16 protein-coding genes are annotated in these 17,323 nt (G+C 63.1%); 8 read left to right on the forward strand and 8 right to left on the reverse strand.

What is annotated here, in order from left to right; all coding sequences use genetic code 11:
• Positions 1 to 37: 37 nt before the first annotated feature.
• Positions 38 to 1,600: a sulfatase-like hydrolase/transferase gene (locus tag C0541_RS15530; RefSeq protein ID WP_115050404.1), complete on the reverse strand. Its 1,563-nt coding sequence runs from the start codon at positions 1,598 to 1,600 to the stop codon at positions 38 to 40.
• Between the two features lie 170 nt (positions 1,601 to 1,770).
• Positions 1,771 to 2,184: a pilin gene (locus C0541_RS15535; RefSeq protein WP_115049693.1), complete on the reverse strand. Its 414-nt coding sequence runs from the start codon at positions 2,182 to 2,184 to the stop codon at positions 1,771 to 1,773.
• A gap of 354 nt (positions 2,185 to 2,538) precedes the next feature.
• On the opposite strand from C0541_RS15535, the gene C0541_RS15540 reads away from it, so the two are divergent.
• The 6 genes from C0541_RS15540 to C0541_RS15570 all read left to right on the forward strand — a co-directional run bounded on the left by C0541_RS15540 (position 2,539) and on the right by C0541_RS15570 (position 7,179).
• A complete protein-coding gene (locus C0541_RS15540; protein WP_115050406.1) occupies positions 2,539 to 3,798 on the forward strand; it encodes a type II secretion system F family protein in 1,260 nt (419 codons plus the stop codon).
• Positions 3,799 to 3,804: 6 nt separating this feature from the next.
• Positions 3,805 to 4,668, forward strand: a complete 864-nt coding sequence (locus C0541_RS15545; RefSeq protein ID WP_104533847.1) for a prepilin peptidase — start codon at positions 3,805 to 3,807, stop codon at positions 4,666 to 4,668.
• A 13-nt stretch (positions 4,669 to 4,681) separates the two neighbouring features.
• Positions 4,682 to 5,305, forward strand: a complete 624-nt coding sequence (gene coaE, locus C0541_RS15550) for a dephospho-CoA kinase (protein WP_115049695.1) — start codon at positions 4,682 to 4,684, stop codon at positions 5,303 to 5,305.
• Between the two features lie 615 nt (positions 5,306 to 5,920).
• Positions 5,921 to 6,325 (forward strand): SymE family type I addiction module toxin, encoded by a 405-nt coding sequence (locus C0541_RS15560; protein ID WP_115049697.1) that lies wholly within the window; start codon positions 5,921 to 5,923, stop codon positions 6,323 to 6,325.
• Positions 6,326 to 6,400: 75 nt separating this feature from the next.
• Positions 6,401 to 6,691, forward strand: coding sequence for a DUF1778 domain-containing protein (locus C0541_RS15565; protein ID WP_115049699.1), 291 nt, complete (start codon positions 6,401 to 6,403; stop codon positions 6,689 to 6,691).
• Positions 6,688 to 7,179 (forward strand): GNAT family N-acetyltransferase, encoded by a 492-nt coding sequence (locus tag C0541_RS15570; RefSeq protein WP_115049701.1) that lies wholly within the window; start codon positions 6,688 to 6,690, stop codon positions 7,177 to 7,179. The genes C0541_RS15565 and C0541_RS15570 overlap by 4 nt, the downstream gene beginning before the upstream one ends.
• 148 nt (positions 7,180 to 7,327) lie before the next feature.
• On the opposite strand, the gene C0541_RS15575 is transcribed toward C0541_RS15570, so the two are convergent.
• From C0541_RS15575 to rimK, 4 genes are all read right to left on the reverse strand, one after another.
• On the reverse strand, positions 7,328 to 8,662 hold the full coding sequence (locus C0541_RS15575; RefSeq protein WP_161960096.1) for a sensor histidine kinase: 1,335 nt from the start codon (positions 8,660 to 8,662) through the stop codon (positions 7,328 to 7,330).
• The gene (locus C0541_RS15580; protein WP_006448355.1) at positions 8,655 to 9,332 is read right to left on the reverse strand and encodes a response regulator transcription factor; all 678 of its coding nucleotides are present in this window, start codon (positions 9,330 to 9,332) and stop codon (positions 8,655 to 8,657) included. Before C0541_RS15580 ends, C0541_RS15575 begins: the two co-directional genes overlap by 8 nt.
• Positions 9,333 to 9,422: 90 nt before the next feature.
• Positions 9,423 to 9,800: a hypothetical protein gene (locus C0541_RS15585; RefSeq protein WP_238601340.1), complete on the reverse strand. Its 378-nt coding sequence runs from the start codon at positions 9,798 to 9,800 to the stop codon at positions 9,423 to 9,425.
• 226 nt (positions 9,801 to 10,026) lie between these two features.
• Complete coding sequence (rimK, locus tag C0541_RS15590) at positions 10,027 to 10,932, reverse strand: 30S ribosomal protein S6--L-glutamate ligase (protein ID WP_193725931.1); 906 nt, start codon at positions 10,930 to 10,932, stop codon at positions 10,027 to 10,029.
• A 490-nt stretch (positions 10,933 to 11,422) separates the two neighbouring features.
• On the opposite strand from rimK, the gene glgX reads away from it, so the two are divergent.
• On the forward strand, positions 11,423 to 13,555 hold the full coding sequence (gene glgX / locus C0541_RS15595; protein ID WP_115049705.1) for a glycogen debranching protein GlgX: 2,133 nt from the start codon (positions 11,423 to 11,425) through the stop codon (positions 13,553 to 13,555).
• A 239-nt stretch (positions 13,556 to 13,794) separates the two neighbouring features.
• Here the strand turns inward: glgX and C0541_RS15600 are convergent, their stop codons facing one another.
• Together C0541_RS15600 and C0541_RS15605 are read right to left on the reverse strand one after the other, a co-directional pair.
• Positions 13,795 to 14,190, reverse strand: a complete 396-nt coding sequence (locus C0541_RS15600; RefSeq protein WP_115049707.1) for an H-NS family nucleoid-associated regulatory protein — start codon at positions 14,188 to 14,190, stop codon at positions 13,795 to 13,797.
• Between the two features lie 88 nt (positions 14,191 to 14,278).
• Positions 14,279 to 14,674, reverse strand: a complete 396-nt coding sequence (locus tag C0541_RS15605; RefSeq protein ID WP_115049708.1) for a hypothetical protein — start codon at positions 14,672 to 14,674, stop codon at positions 14,279 to 14,281.
• A 373-nt stretch (positions 14,675 to 15,047) separates the two neighbouring features.
• Here C0541_RS15605 and C0541_RS15610 point away from each other — a divergent pair, with 373 nt between their 5' ends.
• Positions 15,048 to 17,321: a methyl-accepting chemotaxis protein gene (locus C0541_RS15610; protein WP_115049710.1), complete on the forward strand. Its 2,274-nt coding sequence runs from the start codon at positions 15,048 to 15,050 to the stop codon at positions 17,319 to 17,321.
• The last annotated feature ends 2 nt before the right edge of the window (positions 17,322 to 17,323 follow it).

The following is a 17,323-nucleotide window of genomic DNA, read 5'->3' on the forward strand; positions in this document are numbered from 1 at the left end:
CACACTCGTTGATGAACCGTTCAACACGGACTCCTATTCAGTGACAGCGAGGAACATCGAGCGGCAGCGACGCGATATCGCGCGAAATACCAGGCTCTGCCGAGGAAAAATCGTGCGATTGGCGGTAGCCAGGCACGTCGATACCCGCCAATCGGGTCGTGGTATCGAAGACCATGGAGGTGGACAACATTGCGTCGGCATTCGCGCGGAGATTCCGAACGGCCTCCGGCGCGTGCTTGAGGTAGGCCTCAGATCCCCACCATAACGCCGCGACGTGATGGGTCGCTGGTGATGACTGGCCGTGCCCGCTTTCGGCGCGACAATCATCGAACAGCGCCTCGCCGTGATCGGCGACATAGAACATCCAGGATGCAGCATCAAGTTTCCCGAGCTGACCGATCAGGCCATCAAGGAAGCGATCGGTGGCGCGGATCGAGTTGTCGTATCCATTGACCAAGTACTCCTTGTGATCCGGGTCATACAAGCTGACATCGCCATATTCCAGCTTGTCCGGCAGGAAGACCGCATCCTCGGGGCGGTACCGGTCCCGATAGCGGAAATGACTACCCATTGTATGGATCACCAGGAACAGATCGCGCTGGTCGGCGGCAAGGAGACGCCTGACGTGCGGCAGCAGATCCTCGTCGCGGACGCCTGCGTGGCGATAGTCGACCGGGCTGACAAAACGCACCTCATCGGCATCCTTAGCCAGAACCGTAATAGGCGAATCATGGAACCCCATCGGCGCCTGATTGGAGAGCCACACCGTGTGATAGCCGGCTTCGCGGGCCGCCTGCAACAGCGAGCGCTCACCGAAGGTAGCTTCGAACGAACCCGGCGGCTTGCGGCTCAGAATCACGGGCACCGACAGCCGGGTGAAGGTGGCTCGCGAGTAGAACCTCGTAAAGCTGATCAGGTCATTGCGACGCGAAAGCCGAGGCGTACTGTCACGGCTGTAGCCGTTCAGCGCCCAATGATCGGCTCGACCTGTCTCGCCGATCACCAGCACATGCACACGCCGTGGCCAGCCCCCCACCACCGAGCGGCTGGCTCCGAACCGAAAGCTTTCAAGGCCCGCATCAGCAGCGACCAGTTCTCGACGCTGCCGGAAATACTCCCAGATGACCAACGGCATCCCCGTCGGGTACCCCCGCCGCAAGGCCTCCATGCGTTCCAAGGACGGCTGATCGAAAGCAGCACCCACCGGCTTCTCGTGCCAGCCTTCGAATGCAACGACGATTGCCAGCAGCGCCGCACATACGCCACCGCCGAACACTGCAAGCCGTCTGCCCGGCCATCGCAGAAGTCGCGGCGGCCGTAGCATCAGCCCTCCCCAGATCACAACAATCAAGCCCCAGCCAAACAGAAGGCGTGCAGGCACTGAGTGCAATAATGGCAAAGCTTCGCCACTGGTGGTCTCGGAGACCAGCGCGAGCGCGTTGACGTCCACCATTCCCCCGAAGCGCAGCAGCATCTCTACCTGCAGAATCGCGCCGGCGCTGATGAGTGCCAGCCAAGTGCAGGTTAGGCGCGGCAGCCTTCTTAGCAGCGAAACAGAAATACTCAACCCAGCAACTGCATACAGCACAGAGATCAGGATGCCCTCCCTGCACACAGCCAGCAGCACAGCGAGTGGCGAGAGATTCCCCACCACCAGAAGCACCACTCCAACCGGCGTATATTTCCCCCAAGACACGATGCACTGCCCCCCCACCATAAAAAGAAGCCCCGCATTGCGGGGCTTCTTTGAACACTTCGACAGAACGACTATTAGGCGCCCGAACCGCGGCATTCGGCCGGCAGGTACTTGGCCGCACTGGCAGACGTACAGGCCCACTGGATGCCGGCAGGCACAAGGGCCGGAGCGAAAGTCAGAACGACGCTCCCGGCCTTAGCCGTACCAGTGACAGTGAGAGTGCCATTGCTACACGCCAGGGAAGCAGTGTTTACCGTGGCGGTCGTAAACGTATTAACTCCACGACACGCATTAGCATTAACCGCATTCTCATTGGCAATATTCTCACTAATCGTCGCCTTGGCACCGGCGGCGAGCACAGCCATTTCAGAGACACGCGAGCGGATGGTGTAATCCTGGTAAGCCGGCAGCGCAATGGCGGCCAGGATGGCGATGATCGCGATCACGATCATCAGTTCGATAAGTGTAAAGCCTTGCTGCTTCTTCATGGATGCATCCCCTAGAGGTTGTGAGTTTACCGAAATCTCCGGCCCGGGCACTTGGCGCACCTGAGCAGGGCGTGTTGTGCGAATCGGTACATGCAGATTACGTGCCAATCAGCAGTCCCCGTTCGCTTCTTCTCCCCAGGGGCAATGATGCCAGGCATTTCGGCAAATGAAAGCTCCTCTGCCTTCAAGTGCGACCGGGATGACCATGTGACGCGCAAGGTCAGATTCCGACTACGAGTGGTCACTTCTCAAGACGCCGCAGGTCCATCGATCGATATGATGCCCTTGCCTAGCAAAAACGCTACCATCACTGCGTACTCCGGCCTGGGGATGGCTGGAATTGGGGAGCCCAACATGTCAGTCGCGCGTAGCGCCATCAAGAAGCAACCGGTCGACCGGAACACAAGCATGCTGCAGACCTTCATTTGGGAAGGGGCTGACAAGCGTGGCGTGAAGATGAAGGGAGAGCAGACAGCCCGCAATGCCAATATGTTGCGAGCAGAGCTGCGCCGTCAGGGCATCGTGCCCAGCATGGTGAAGCAAAAGCCGAAGCCCCTGTTTGGAGCGGCGGGGAAGAAAATCACCCCCAAAGACATTGCGTTCTTTAGTCGCCAGATGGCGACGATGATGAAGTCGGGCGTGCCCATCGTCAGTTCGCTGGAGATCATTGGCGAGGGACACAAAAACCCGCGAATGAGGAAGATGGTCGGCCAGATAAGAACCGATATTGAAGGCGGCTCTTCATTACATGAAGCGATCAGCAAGCATCCGGTGCAGTTTGACGAGCTCTACCGCAACCTCGTCCGCGCGGGCGAGGGCGCAGGCGTGCTGGAGACAGTGCTAGACACAGTCGCCAGTTACAAGGAAAACATTGAGGCCCTGAAAGGCAAGATCAAGAAGGCGCTGTTCTCCCCCGCCATGGTCGTTGCAGTCGCCCTCATTGTCAGCGCAATTTTGCTCATTTTTGTTGTCCCACAGTTCGAAGAAGTCTTTAAAGGGTTTGGAGCCGAACTTCCCGCATTTACGCAGATGATCGTTGCGGCATCTCGCTTCATGATCAGCTACTGGTGGCTAATGCTGCTAGTCATTGGTGGCGCGATTACCGGCTTCATCTTCTCTTACAAGCGCTCACCTCGCATGCAACATGGGATGGATCGCCTGATCTTGAAGGTGCCCGTCATCGGTCAAATTATGCATAACAGTTCCATCGCAAGGTTTGCGCGTACGACCGCGGTGACCTTCAAGGCTGGCGTGCCGCTTGTGGAAGCACTTGGCATTGTTGCGGGGGCCACTGGCAACAAAGTTTATGAAGAAGCAGTGCTGCGCATGCGTGACGACGTATCGGTGGGCTATCCAGTCAACATGGCCATGAAGCAGGTCAACCTGTTCCCGCACATGGTCATCCAGATGACCGCAATCGGCGAAGAGGCCGGCGCACTGGATGCCATGCTGTTCAAGGTTGCTGAGTATTTCGAGCAGGAGGTCAACAATGCCGTGGATGCGTTGAGCAGCCTGCTTGAACCAATGATCATGGTGTTCATCGGTACGATCGTTGGCGGCATGGTCATCGGCATGTATCTTCCGATCTTCAAACTTGGCGCAGTGGTGGGATAAGACGTAATGGCATTTCTCGACCAGCATCCCGGTCTCGGCTTTCCCGCCGCGGCCGGACTGGGACTGCTGATCGGCAGCTTCCTGAACGTGGTGATCCTGCGCTTGCCCAAGCGTATGGAGTGGCAGTGGCGGCGCGATGCGCGCGAGATCCTGGAGCTGCCGGACATCTACGAGCCGCCGCCGCCGGGGATCGTGGTGGAGCCGTCGCACGACCCGGTCACCGGCGACAAGCTCAAGTGGTGGGAGAACATCCCGCTGTTCAGCTGGCTGATGCTGCGAGGCAAGTCGCGCTACAGCGGCAAGCCGATCTCGCTCCAGTATCCGCTGGTGGAGTTGCTGACCTCGATCCTGTGCGTGGCCAGCGTCTGGCGCTTCGGCTTCGGCTGGCAGGGCTTCGGCGCGATCGTGCTGAGCTGCTTCCTGGTGGCGATGTCCGGCATCGACCTGCGCCACAAGCTGCTGCCGGACCAGTTGACCCTGCCACTGATGTGGCTGGGCCTGGTCGGCTCGATGGACAACCTCTACATGCCGGCCAAGCCCGCCCTGCTGGGCGCGGCGGTGGGCTATGTCTCGCTATGGACGGTGTGGTGGCTGTTCAAACAGCTCACCGGCAAGGAAGGCATGGGTCACGGCGACTTCAAGCTGCTGGCCGCGCTCGGCGCCTGGTGCGGGCTGAAGGGCATCCTGCCGATCATCCTGATCTCCTCGCTGGTCGGCGCCATCCTGGGCTCGATCTGGCTGGTGGCCAAGGGACGCGACCGTGCCACCCCGATCCCGTTCGGCCCCTACCTGGCCATCGCCGGCTGGGTGGTGTTCTTCTGGGGCAACGATATAGTCGACGGTTACCTGCACTTCGCAGGGCTGCGTTGACCCGGGCACGGCGATGAGCGACTTCATCGTCGGCCTTACCGGCGGCATCGCCTCCGGCAAGAGTGCCCTGGCCGCCGAGTTCGAGAAGCTGGGCGTGCCGGTCATTGATGCGGATGTCGTGGCGCGGCAGGTCGTGGCGCCCGGCCCCATACTCGATGCGATCGTGGAACGGTTTGGCACGGCCATCCTGCTACCGGATGGCACGCTGGACCGCCCGGCCCTGCGCCAGATCGTCTTTGCCGATCCGGCCCAACGGAAGGCGCTGGAAGCGATCACCCATCCGGCCATCCGCACAGAACTGCAGCGCGCCGCGCAGGAAGCCGCGGGCCCTTACACGATCGTCGCCATTCCCCTGCTGACCGAAGCGGGCGGACGAGCGACCTATGCCTGGCTGGACCGCATTGTTGTCGTCGATGTGCCGGCGTCGCTTCAGCATGCTCGCCTGATGCAACGCGACGGAATTACCGCAACACTTGCCGATCAGATGATTGCCGCGCAGGCATCCCGCGCACAACGCTTGGCGATTGCCGATGACATCGTCAGCAACGAAGGCAACACGGACCAGTTGGCGCAACAAGCGCGACGCCTGGATGCGACCTACAGGGCAATGCCACAAACGCATCGCATGGGGCACTGACGTCCACGGCCGGGCACCCACGATGCTCCCACGGTCAGCCGGCTGCCATGATCGGCGGCGAGTTCATTGGCACACGCTGCATGGCGTCCGTTCCCTCCGCGCACCGCTCCTCCGGCATGCGTGGCATGTCTCCCGGGCAGCTTGACGCAGTCGAAGCCAAGTAAACGCGCTGACACCGACCGCATTTAGTTGCTGCATTGACATTGCAAACAACCAGTAGCAATCTCCGCCTCAAGGAGCGTAGAAACTCCTCTAGTAGCGGTACCCACCTCCGTCAAACCGGTGGGTTTTTTGTGCCTGCCTGCAGGTACAAACCGACGCGATGCCTGCGTCGGGAGGGCGGCTAATACAACACNCACCTCCGTCAAACCGGTGGGTTTTTTGTGCCTGCCTGCAGGTACAAACCGACGCGATGCCTGCGTCGGGAGGGCGGCTAATACAACACTCCTTCGGGAGGAATACGCCCGCCGACTACTAGCGGTTTCTAACCTCCCGACATCCCGTCGCCGGCCGGCGACGGTGCCTGTTCTTCGAAGGAGGCGTTGTCATGGCAAATGTATCGATCGTGCAGATGGGTGGGCGTCGTCGCTCCGTGGTGCTCGCGGAGGTGAGGCGATGAGCCGGACGCCGTCTCCAACCGCCAAGCGGTCCAAATCAAATACCAAGCGCGCCGCTTCCGCCAAGCGAGCAGCCACGCCGGTAAAGGACACGCAGCCCATGCGGCTGGTGCCGTCACCCAAGTTCGATGTGGACAACCCCGACGTCGACCGTCGCCACAGGCCCCGCGTGGACGATCTGCCGCCGCGGCCACCGCGCAAGGCACGCACGCCCACGCGCTGCACGGTGGGTTATGCGTTCTACGATGCAGAACCGGGCCGGCCGCACAGCCAGCGGATTCCCAGCGTGCGCTTGCGCGGGATTTGGCTGGAGCAGTTGGGGTTCGCGGTTGGCTGCAAGCTGCAGATCACTGCGCGCGAGGGCGAATTGGTGGTGACGGTGGAGCGCGCGCCCTCGCAATGAACGAGCGACACATCATCGTAATGACATCGACATTACGGAGGAGCTACACTACATCGACCTGCAGGAGGCAACACCATGTCCACGCCAAGCACTACGCCCGGCAAGCGCGAAACCTTGAATCTCCGCATCAAGCCCGAGGAACGCAACCTGATCGACCGGGCCGCCAAGGCGCGCGGGAAGAACCGCACCGATTTCGTGCTGGACGCGGCGCGCTCGGCTGCCGAGGAAGCCTTGCTGGACCAGACCCTTATCGCGGCCAGCCCGGACGCCTACGCCGCCTTTCTGGCACGGCTGGACATGCCGCCGCAGCCGAACGCGCGCCTGCGCAAGACGATGCAGACCCCCGCTCCTTGGGAGAAGGCATGACGGTATCGGCGCCGGAACCGCTGACAGCACATCACCGGGTCGAACCGTTCGCATCGGGCGTGGAGAGCCTGGACCACTGGCTCAAGCGCCGCGCCCTGAAAAATCAGGCGACCGGTGCGTCACGGACCTTCGTTGCCTGCGAGGATGAACGCGTGGTGGCCTATTACGCCTTGGCCTCGAGTGCGGTCGCCATGGACGCGACGCCAGGCCGCTTCCGTCGCAATATGCCGGATCCGATCCCCGTGGTGGTGCTTGGCAGGCTTGCTGTCGACCAATCCCTGCACGGCAGAGGGTTTGGCCGCGCCCTTGTGCAGGATGCTGGCAAGCGCATCCTGCATGCGGCCGACACCATTGGCATTCGCGGGCTGCTCGTGCATGCACTCTCGGCGGACGCCAAGGCGTTTTACGAGCGCATCGGCTTCGAACCTTCCCCGCTGGATCCCATGCTGCTGGTCGTCACGCTGGAAGATCTGAAAGCCAGTCTGTGATCTGGTCGAGGGACGCGGTAGAAGGTGGGAGACCGTCGCGGACGGTGGTGCGCTTCATGATTACAGAACTGCAATCAATCGCCGGGTGAAGCATTGTCGGTAAAGCCCTCGCGCACGAGTGCGCTCCTACAAAAGCGCGGGTGGTTGGTTAGCGGTGGAAGGCGAGTGTTGCGATGACGCCGCGCTCCTGGCCTGGGCGCACGCTGACGCGCCAGCCGTAGAGGTCGCACAGCCGGCTGACGATCGACAGGCCAATGCCGCCGCCTTGCGAGTGGCCGGCGTGGGTGCCGCGGTAGCCACGCTGGAACAGCTTGGCGGCGTCTTCCTCGCTCAGGCCCGGGCCGGAGTCGATCACTTCCACCGCATCGGCGAGCACGCGTACGCGCACCTGGCCGTCCTGGGTGTACTTGACCGCGTTGCCGATCAGGTTGCCCAGCGCCACCGACAGAGCGGATTCGGGCGCGTCGATGACCAGGTCGCGCTCGCCTTCCAGCAGCAGCTCCAGCGGTTTGCCGCCGAGCTGGGCGCGGTGCGCGTCGATCAGCTGTTCGGCCACCTTGGCGACATTGCTGCTGCCCTGCCCGCGCTCGTTGCGCGAGAGCAGCAGCAACGAGCCGATCAGGTCGCTGCACTGCAGTTCGGCGCGCTGGATGCGTTGCAGGCGCTGCAGCATCTTCTCGTCGAGATTGGGCTTGGTGAGCAGCAGTTCGGTGGCGCCACGGATCACCGCCAGCGGGGTGCGCAGTTCGTGGCTGACGTCGGCGTTGAATTCGCGGTCACGCTGCACCACTTCGGTGAGGCGGGCCGAGTAATCGTCCAGCGCTTCTGCAAGCTGGCCCACTTCGTCGTCGGGGAAGTGCGCGGCCAGCGGCTTGGGCTCGCTGGTGCCGCCGCGGTAGGCACGCAGGCGCGCGGCCAGGTCCGACACCGGGCGCATCACCTTGGATGCAGACCACCAGCCGATCAGCAGCGAAAAGCCGCTGAACACCAGCACCGAGAGCATCAGCGTGCGCTTGAGCTGGATCTCGCCCTTGAGGGTCTGGGTCATGTCGTAGGCGAGGAAGAACCACTCGCTCGGCGTCTTGCGCACTGCCAGCTTGTACGAATACGCGTTGCCACCGTCGTCCACGCCGGAGATGGTGTGGATGCCGTCGGGCAGCTGGTACCACTCCGGCTGTTCCAGCCGCAGTGCGTCGAACTTGTCGCTCTTGACCACGCGGCCGCGCATCTGCTGCACCGGCAGATCGGGGTTGCGCAGCGGGTCGGAGTAGAACCGCTGCGCGAAGGCGTCGATATTGCGGTTCATCACGTCTTCGACCAACTGGTTTTCCACGCGCGAGCGCGCCCAGTTGGTGGCGAAGGCGAACAGCGTGGTCAGGCAGAAGCCCAACAACACGAACGACAAAATGATGCGGCTGCGCAGGCGCCGCCGGTAACGGCCGCGCTTGCGCGCCGGCCGCGCGCCGTTATTGCTTTCAGGCATCGGGCGAGGCGATGCGATAGCCGATGCCGTGACGGGTCTGGATCATCGGTACGTCGAACGGCTTGTCGACCACCGCGCGCAGGCCGTGGATATGCACGCGCAGCGAATCCGAATCCGGCAGCTCCTCGCCCCAGACGCGGGTTTCCAGCTCCTGGCGGGTGACCACGGCCGGCGAGGCCTCCATCAGCGACTGCAGGATCTTCAACGCGGTAGGGTTGAGCTGCAGCAGCTTGCCGCGGCGACGCACTTCCAGCGTATCCAGGTTGTATTCCAGGTCGCCGGTTTCCAGCACGCGGGTGTGCACGCCCTTGCCGCGACGCGACAGCGCGTTGAGCCGCACTTCCACTTCCTGCAGCGCAAACGGCTTGATCAGGTAGTCGTCTGCGCCGGAGTCGAAACCGGCCAGCTTGTTGTCCAGCGAATCGCGTGCGGTGAGCATCAGCACCGGTGTCTGCTTGCGCGCTTCGTTGCGCAGCTTGCGACACACCTCGATGCCATCCATGCCGGGCAGGTTGAGATCGAGCACGATGGCGTCGAACTCATGCACCACGGCCAGATGCAGCCCGGTCACGCCATCGGCGGCAAAATCCACCGTGTGGCCGCGGTCTTCGAGATAGTCGCCCAGATTGGCGGCGATATCGCTGTTGTCTTCGATTACTAGAATTCGCACTGGAACCTCATTCGTTAAGCTGTTTTTAGCGCTGGCGCCGAGAAATTTCGTGTTGGCTCACAGTCGTTTGATGGCCGCAATCGGCGGTGGTCAAACACTGCCTGGTCCTGATCTGCGAACCAGCTGCACGCGCGCGCCGGCAATCGGCCGGCCATCTTCGCCTGCCTTGGTCGAAATCCGGGTGACGAGCTCCTGATCGTGATGCGGGCCTGCATGTTGGCCCGGCTGCAGCGTGGCGATATCCGGCTGCGCCTCCACCACGGCTGCGATGCGATCGGGTGCCGCTGCCACCTTAGCGTGCTCATCCTGACTGATCCCGGAGTATGTCCGGCCCCTGTGCAGATCGCTACGCGGCTGCTCCGCCGGCGGGCTGCAAGGCCTGTCGGGATTGACTGCCACCGCACAGGCAGGGCTGGTCAGCAAAGCAGTCATCATGCGCAGCCGTCCAATGCCGCCTTGCCTTGCCATGCCGACGCCTCCTTGTGTGCCTGAGCGATTTAACATCAGCGAATGTAGACGCGAAGCCTGGAGGCAGCAAGCCGCCGCATAAAAAGGCCCAAGTGCGACAACGCACTTGGGCCAAAAGTTCATCCCGATCACCGTCACTGCCGAGAGCGGAGCTACGGTCGGGTGAGGCTAGCGAGGAAAGGATTAGATTTCCGTTAAATTTTCGATAACAAAATTGGCTACCCGATCAACGGATCGATTGCTCCAGGTGCTGGATGATCGCCGCCGCCACGTCCACCCCGCAGACCCCTTCCACGCCCTCCAGTCCGGGGGTCGAGTTGACCTCGAGCACCAGCGGCCCGCGCGTGGAACGGATCAGGTCCACGCCGGCCACGGCCAGGCCCAGCGCGCGCGCCGAGCGTACCGCGACCTCCTGCTCCTGCTCGGTGGCCTGGGCCACCGCGGCGCTGCCGCCCAGATGCAGGTTGGAACGGAAGTCGCCCTCGGCCGCCTGCCGACGCATCGCGGCAACCACCCGGTCACCGACCACGAAGCAGCGCAGGTCCGCGCCCTCGGCCTCGCCGATGAATTCCTGCACGATGAAATTGGCGTAGAGCCCGCGCAGCGCCTCGACCACGCCGCGCGAGGCGCTGGCTTTTTCGGTGAGGATCACCCCGGCGCCCTGTGCGCCCTCGTTCAACTTCACCACATGCGGCGGCGGGCCGAGCATCGACAGCAGGTCCTGGGTGTCGTCCGGGTTGTCGCCGAACACGGTCACCGGCATGTCGATGCCTTGCGCGGCCAGCAACTGATGCGCACGCAATTTGTCGCGCGAGCGCAGGATGGCGTCGGACGGGTTGGGGGTGTAGGTGCCCATGAATTCGAGCTGGCGCAACACGGCGGTGGCATAACGCGTGACCGATGCGCCGATGCGCGGGATCACCGCGTCGAACCCGGTGATCGGCTTGCCCTTGTAGTGCAGGCTGAAACCGTCGGCGGCGATGCGCATGTAGCAGCGCAGCGGGTCGAGGATGCGCACGGTGTGGCCACGCTTGCGCCCGGCCTCGATGAGCCGGCGGGTCGAATACAGCTTGCTGTTGCGGGAAAGGATGGCGATTTTCATCGCGGCAGGGGTACGGCGCGGCCTGGACATGGTCGGAGTCTGATGACGAAGTGACCCAAGTCCGTAGGTCTGCCGGCCGGGCGCACGGGCGGGCAGCGTCCCTGCCCTGCATGCTGCGTTCGACGGGTGTGCGACGGCCCCGAGAATGGGAGGCGGAAGCGATGCAGCACGGCAGCTGTCACACTGCAGGCACTGCATGGCTTCGATGGGCTGGATGCTAGCAGGGCGGCTGCGCGGCGCTCAAGCGCGCGCGTGCGCCCGTCGGCGCTGGTGAGGCACGGCGGACGGCTTGCCTGGCAGCAACCGCGCGGACAACGCAGCAACCGTGCGCGATGCCAGGTCAGCCCGGCGGCGTCGGTGCGCTGTTTTTTCCTCACTACGATCGGAACCGCCTGCCGGCCACGCACCGCGTCGGCCGCCCTCACGCCGCCCCGCTGTTGTCGTGACGCAGTTTGCACAGCGACACACGCAATGCTTGAGCCCCCTCAATGCCGGCATGCCGGCGCACCCGAGACTCTCAATGCGACGTCCAGCAAGCGCGGCTTACGCCAACCCCTCCCGCATCCGCCAAGGACGCCCGTTCCCGCGCGGCGCCGTCTTCGATGGCAAGGGCACCAATTTTGCGTTGTTTTCCGCGCATGCCACGCGCGTGGAACTGTGCCTGTTCGACGAGCAGGGCACCGAAGTGCGGGTGGACCTTCCCGAATACACCAACGAGATCTGGCACGGCTACCTGCCCGACGTCAAACCCGGCCAGCGCTACGGCTACCGCGTGCATGGTCCGTATGAACCGACCGAAGGCCACCGCTTCAACCACAACAAGCTGTTGATGGACCCGTATGCACGCGAGATGGATGGCGACCTGATCTGGGCGGACGAACTCTACGGCTACACCGTGGGTCACCCGGACGGCGACCTGAGCTTCGACGAGCGCGATAGCGCGCCGTTCATGCCCAAGTGCGTGGTGGTCGAAGACACCTACGACTGGGAAGACGACGCGCGCCTGTTGAAGCCGTGGAACGAGACGGTGATCTACGAGACCCATGTGCGTGGCTACACCATGCGCAACCCGCAGGTGCCGGAAGCCGTGCGCGGCACCTTTGCCGGCCTGGCACAGCCGCAGGTCCTGCAGTACATCAAGGACCTGGGCATCACCGCGGTGGAGCTGCTGCCGGTGCACGCGTACCTGGACGACCAGCATCTGCTGGACAAGGACCTGCGCAACTACTGGGGCTACAACACCATCGGCTTCTTCGCACTGAAGTCGCGCTACCTGTCCAGCGGGCATCGCGACGAATTCCGCGACATGGTCAAGGCCATGCACAAGCAGGGCCTGGAAGTGATCCTGGATGTGGTCTACAACCACACCGCCGAAGGCAGCGAGCTGGGTCCGACGCTGTCGTTCAAGGGTATCGACAATGCCAGCTACTATCGCCTCGCCGAAGACAAGCGCTACTACATCAACGACACCGGCACCGGCAATACGCTCAACCTGAGCAATTCGCGGGTGATCCAGTTCGTCAACGATTCGCTGCGCTACTGGGCCGGCGAAATGCATGTGGACGGCTTCCGCTTCGACCTGGCCACCATCCTGGGGCGCGAACCGAGCGGTTTCGACCAGCGTGGCGGCTTCCTGGACGCCTGCAACCAGGATCCGTTGCTGTCGGAGGTCAAGTTGATCGCCGAGCCCTGGGACTGCGGCCCCGGCGGCTACCAGGTGGGTCACTTCCCGCCGGGCTGGTCGGAATGGAACGACAAGTTCCGCGACAATGCGCGCGAGTTCTGGAAGGGTGAGGACGGCAAGCTGGCCGAATTCGCCACCCGCTTCACGGGGTCGGCAGACCTGTTCGATCGTCGCGGTCGCCGCCCGTGGGCATCGGTGAACTTCATCACCGCGCACGACGGATTCACCTTGCGCGACCTGGTGAGCTACAACGAAAAGCACAACATGGCCAACGGCGAGGACAACCGCGACGGCTCGTCCAACGATGGCTCCTGCAACTACGGCGAGGAAGGCGACACCGAGAACGCGGATGTGCTGCAGATCCGCGAGCGGCAGATGAAGAACCTGCTCGCCACGCTGTTGCTGTCGCAAGGCACGCCGATGATGCTCGCCGGCGATGAGCGTGCGCAGTCGCAAGGTGGCAACAACAACACCTATTGCCAGGACAACGAGATCACCTGGCTGGACTGGGAAAACGACCCGACCGATGGCCGCCTGACCGATTTCGTCAAGGCGCTGACCCAATTGCGCAAGCGTTATCCGATCCTGTCGCGCGGCCGTTTCCTCAACGGCCAGTACAACGAAGAAGCGGGCCTGCGCGATCTCACCTGGCTCAATCCGGGCGGGACCGAGATGGACGACGCGCACTGGACCGATGCCGGTGCGCGCTCGGTGGGATTGCTGCTGGAAGGCAAGGCACAGACCTCCGGCGTCAAGGAGCTGGCCAACGACGCCACCTTGCTGATCGTCATCAACGCCTACCACGAAGGCGTGACCTTCACCCTGCCCTCGAGCGACGAACCGGTGCACTGGAAGCTGGCGCTGTCGACCGACGAAGCCCTGGAAGTGGACATGATGCCGGCCGGCGCCAGCGAATTCCTGGCCCCGCCGCGCAGCGTGTCGGTGTTCGAGTGCAAGAACGACCAGTAACCCTGATGCGATAAATCAAACGCGCGGCCTGCCGGAACTCCGGCAGGCCGCGCGTTTTTTATTGCGTCGACAGAGGCAATGGATGCTTCGGCTTGAACCGGATCTGCCCGGCCTGGATTGCACGATCCGGCAGCGCCCCGACTGCGGCGCGGCACTACCGCAACACCACCGCATTGCACATCGGCCGTGGTCCCCAGGCGTCGCATGCGCCCCCGGCCAGACTTGGACCAGGCAGGAACTCAGCCCGGATACAGCGGGAATCGCTTGTCCGGATGGTTGGCCTTCCATTCCTTGTAGGAGCTGGTGCCTTCCCATGCCTTGAACGCGCGTGGGGTGCGGCCACGCCCCGACCAGGTCTCGCCGGAATGCGGAATCCAGTACTTGGCCACGACTTCGCCGGTGGACGACAACGGCCCCTTGGACTTGCCGGTCATCGCCAGCGTCGCGATCTGGGACTTCTGCTTGGCGTTGAAGCGGCTGCCGAACCGGGTCAGCACCTCGACCACCTGATCGAAGGCTTCCAGGGTCTGGGCGTACTTCAGCTGGGCTTCTTCCTGCTCGAGCTTGCGCAGCTCTTCCAGCAATTGGGCTTTGGCGGCAGCGGCGGCGGATGAAGCGGGCGGAACCTGGCGCATTGGCAAAACTGAGGTCGGAAGGGTCAACGAGTATTGCCGTTGCGCCGGCTAGCGTAAAGCGGCGGGCCGCGCCCGGGTCTGGCTGCGGTCAGCGATGGCGCAGCAAGGCATGTTCGCGGGCCATGGTGAGCACCGGACCGATGCGTCCGGCCCGGATCAGTTCACGGCAGTGCTTGCCGACGAACTCGACCCTGGGCGCCGAAAACCACTGCACCATCCGGTCCAACTCGCCGGCGTTGATGGACCAGGCATGGCAGACCGCCTCGCCCAGCTCTTCCACGCCCACCAGCCCCAGCTCGCGGATCTGCTCGGAGTCCAGCGCGAACATCTCCAGCACCTTGCCTGCGTCGTCGGGCGTGCCGTAACCAAAGCGCATCTGCTCGGTCAACCCGGTGCAGTACGCAAGGGAGGCGGCACGCGCGGATTCGGCGCGTCGTATGCCCTTGAGAAGTGCGCCGATGAGTTGAGGGTGGGTGGTCGCCATGCGTGCTCGCTCGATGATGGCTGCCACTATGCGCATCGCCGCAGGCCCGCTCAATCGGGAGGTTCCTGACCAACGGAAAGGAAGTAGCGAAGCGCTTGACCCGCGTTGGTCGTCCCCGGACGCACTGCAATCGATGTCATTCCCACGATCGAAAGAAGCAGGTCATTCGGGAATGGATCGGAGATCGCGCAATCTCCCTCCGATACAGCACACACGATCGTCGCAGATGACTGCCGGGCAGCCCGCTGGCGCAAAAAACACCGTGCTTGTATAGAACTTGAATATACACCCATGCCTTTTCTTCATTCCTCTCGCCAGAGGCCGCTAAGTGCGAGTGCGCTTTTGCACAGCTCCGAAGGTTTAGGTTTACGAGATGGAATTTCTTCAAAGGCATAGCGTGGGCAAGCGCCTGAGCGCTGCATTCGGCGTCCTGATTCTTCTTTCTGCCATGCTTGTTGCAGCGGGCCTGTGGACGATGTCCGACTCCAAGCATCAACTGGACTCGATCGTTCAAGAGCGAATGGCGAAGATCCAGGTTGCCAACGAAATGCTCGACGCCAACTCTTCGATCCTGGTGGCGCTCGGGACGTATGCAATGGTCACCAGCGATGAGCTCAACAGTGAGGCTGTCAAGACCATCAGTGACGAACGGGCCCGCTACAATGGGCTACGCGAAAAGCTCAGGGTTCTGGACACCCTTTCCTTATCGGAAGGCGGTCGCCGCGTCAGGGTCACCCTGGACGAACGCCGCACCATCGCTCGCAGCCTGACCGATCAGGTGATGGCCCTTTGCGCCGAAGGAGACCGCACGGGAGCACAAACCCTGCTGAGCGAGAAGGCAAGACCCGCCGTCCTGCTCTGGCAGAAAACGCTACGGGAGTTGGTGACTCGCCAGAACGACAGCACCCAAAAGGCCTACGCGGAAGCGCTGACGGCCATTGCAGGCGGACGCGCCATGCTCATCGGCGGCGGTGCCATCGTTCTGATCGCAAGCGCCCTGCTGGGCTGGATCATTACCCGCAGCCTCACCACGCCCCTGGCCCGTGCAACACAGGTCGCCAATGCCATTGCGCAAGGGGATCTGAGCAGCAACGCGCAAACCAGGGCTCAGGACGAGCCAGGGCGTTTGCTTCAGGCAATGCAGGTCATGCAAACGCAAATCCGCAGCCTGATGGCGGCCCAGTCAGACATGGCCAGGCGCCACGACGAAGGCGAGATCAGCTTTCTGATGGATGCCGGCGCACTTCCCGGCGACTACGGCCGCATGGCCGAGGACACCAATGCCCTGGTTGCGTCCCACCTCAGCGTGCAGTCCAACCTCGCACGCATCATGGGCCGCTATGCCATTGGCGACCTGAGTGAGGACATGCAGCAGCTGCCAGGCGAAAAAGCCGTGCTGACGCAGACCATGGATGAGGTCAAGGCCAACCTGTCCGCCATGAACCTGGAAATCAAGCAGTTGGCACAAGCTGCGGCCAATGGCGACTTCACCGCACGCGGCGACGCGGAGCGGTTCCAGTACGACTTCCGCATCATGGTCGAAAGCCTCAACCTGCTCATGGCCACCGCGGACAACAACCTGCAATCCCTGTCGTCGCTGCTGCAGTCCATCGCCGCGGGCGACCTGACAGCCCGCATGACCGGCGAGTTCAAGGGCGTCTTCGCCCAGATGCGCGATGACGCCAATACCACTGCTGCACAGCTTGCAGAGATTGTCGGACGCATCCAGCAGTCGGCGGTGTCCATCAATTCGGCAGCCAGCGAGATTGCGGCAGGCAACCAGGACCTGTCCCAGCGCACCGAACAACAGGCCGCCAACCTGGAAGAAACCGCCGCCTCGATGGAAGAGCTGACCTCCACCGTCCGTCAGAACGCCGAGCATGCGCGCCAGGCCAACCAGTTGGCGATCGGCGCCGCAGGCGTGGCATCCCAGGGCGGCGAAGTCGTCGGCCAGGTGGTCGCAACCATGAGTGGTATCGAGGCGTCGTCCAAGAAGATCGCCGACATCATCTCGGTCATCGACGGTATCGCGTTCCAGACCAACATCCTGGCCTTGAATGCCGCCGTGGAAGCGGCGCGGGCCGGCGAGCAAGGCCGCGGCTTCGCGGTGGTGGCCTCGGAAGTGCGCACCCTGGCCCAGCGCTCATCCGGCGCAGCCAAGGAGATCAAGGACCTGATCGACGACTCGGTGCAGCGCGTCGTGGAAGGCTCGGCCCTGGTGCGCAGCGCCGGAACCACGATGACCGACGTGGTCGCCAGCGTGCAGCGCGTGACCGACATCATGGGCGAAATCTCTGCAGCCTCGCAGGAACAGTCGGCCGGTATCGAGCAGGTCAACACCACGGTGACGCAGATGGACGAAGCGACGCAGCAGAACGCCGCACTGGTCGAGGAGGCGACCGCTGCAGCCCGTGCCATGGAAGAGCAAGCCACGCAGCTGACCGAGGCGGTGGCGGTGTTCAAGATCGACAGCGGGAAAGCTGTTCCGGTCCGGGCAACGTCTCCTGGAACTGCCTTCGCCGGTCCAGGCAGCAACAAGACGGCTGCGCCTTTGCAGACACCTGCAAAACGTGTCCCGCACCGCGCGCCGCGCACGCTCGAGCCCACCGCTGGCCCGACAGACGGTGCGGGTTGGCAGGAGTTCTGACC

It is taken from the genome of Xanthomonas arboricola (assembly GCF_003353015.1).
GTDB lineage: Bacteria > Pseudomonadota > Gammaproteobacteria > Xanthomonadales > Xanthomonadaceae > Xanthomonas > Xanthomonas arboricola_E.

What these genes read in the sequence shown, in the direction of transcription:
- C0541_RS15540 (WP_115050406.1), top strand. Translation starts at nt 2,539, where the DNA reads ATGTCAGTCGCGCGTAGCGCCATCAAGAAGCAACCGGTCGACCGGAAC.
- C0541_RS15535 (WP_115049693.1), bottom strand. Translation starts at nt 2,184, where the DNA reads ATGAAGAAGCAGCAAGGCTTTACACTTATCGAACTGATGATCGTGATC.
- C0541_RS15565 (WP_115049699.1), top strand. Translation starts at nt 6,401, where the DNA reads ATGTCCACGCCAAGCACTACGCCCGGCAAGCGCGAAACCTTGAATCTC.
- rimK (WP_193725931.1), bottom strand. Translation starts at nt 10,932, where the DNA reads ATGTCCAGGCCGCGCCGTACCCCTGCCGCGATGAAAATCGCCATCCTT.
- C0541_RS15560 (WP_115049697.1), top strand. Translation starts at nt 5,921, where the DNA reads ATGAGCCGGACGCCGTCTCCAACCGCCAAGCGGTCCAAATCAAATACC.
- coaE (WP_115049695.1), top strand. Translation starts at nt 4,682, where the DNA reads ATGAGCGACTTCATCGTCGGCCTTACCGGCGGCATCGCCTCCGGCAAG.
- C0541_RS15605 (WP_115049708.1), bottom strand. Translation starts at nt 14,674, where the DNA reads ATGGCGACCACCCACCCTCAACTCATCGGCGCACTTCTCAAGGGCATA.
- C0541_RS15575 (WP_161960096.1), bottom strand. Translation starts at nt 8,662, where the DNA reads ATGCCTGAAAGCAATAACGGCGCGCGGCCGGCGCGCAAGCGCGGCCGT.
- glgX (WP_115049705.1), top strand. Translation starts at nt 11,423, where the DNA reads ATGCGACGTCCAGCAAGCGCGGCTTACGCCAACCCCTCCCGCATCCGC.
- C0541_RS15600 (WP_115049707.1), bottom strand. Translation starts at nt 14,190, where the DNA reads ATGCGCCAGGTTCCGCCCGCTTCATCCGCCGCCGCTGCCGCCAAAGCC.
- C0541_RS15585 (WP_238601340.1), bottom strand. Translation starts at nt 9,800, where the DNA reads ATGGCAAGGCAAGGCGGCATTGGACGGCTGCGCATGATGACTGCTTTG.
- C0541_RS15570 (WP_115049701.1), top strand. Translation starts at nt 6,688, where the DNA reads ATGACGGTATCGGCGCCGGAACCGCTGACAGCACATCACCGGGTCGAA.
- C0541_RS15545 (WP_104533847.1), top strand. Translation starts at nt 3,805, where the DNA reads ATGGCATTTCTCGACCAGCATCCCGGTCTCGGCTTTCCCGCCGCGGCC.
- C0541_RS15610 (WP_115049710.1), top strand. Translation starts at nt 15,048, where the DNA reads ATGGAATTTCTTCAAAGGCATAGCGTGGGCAAGCGCCTGAGCGCTGCA.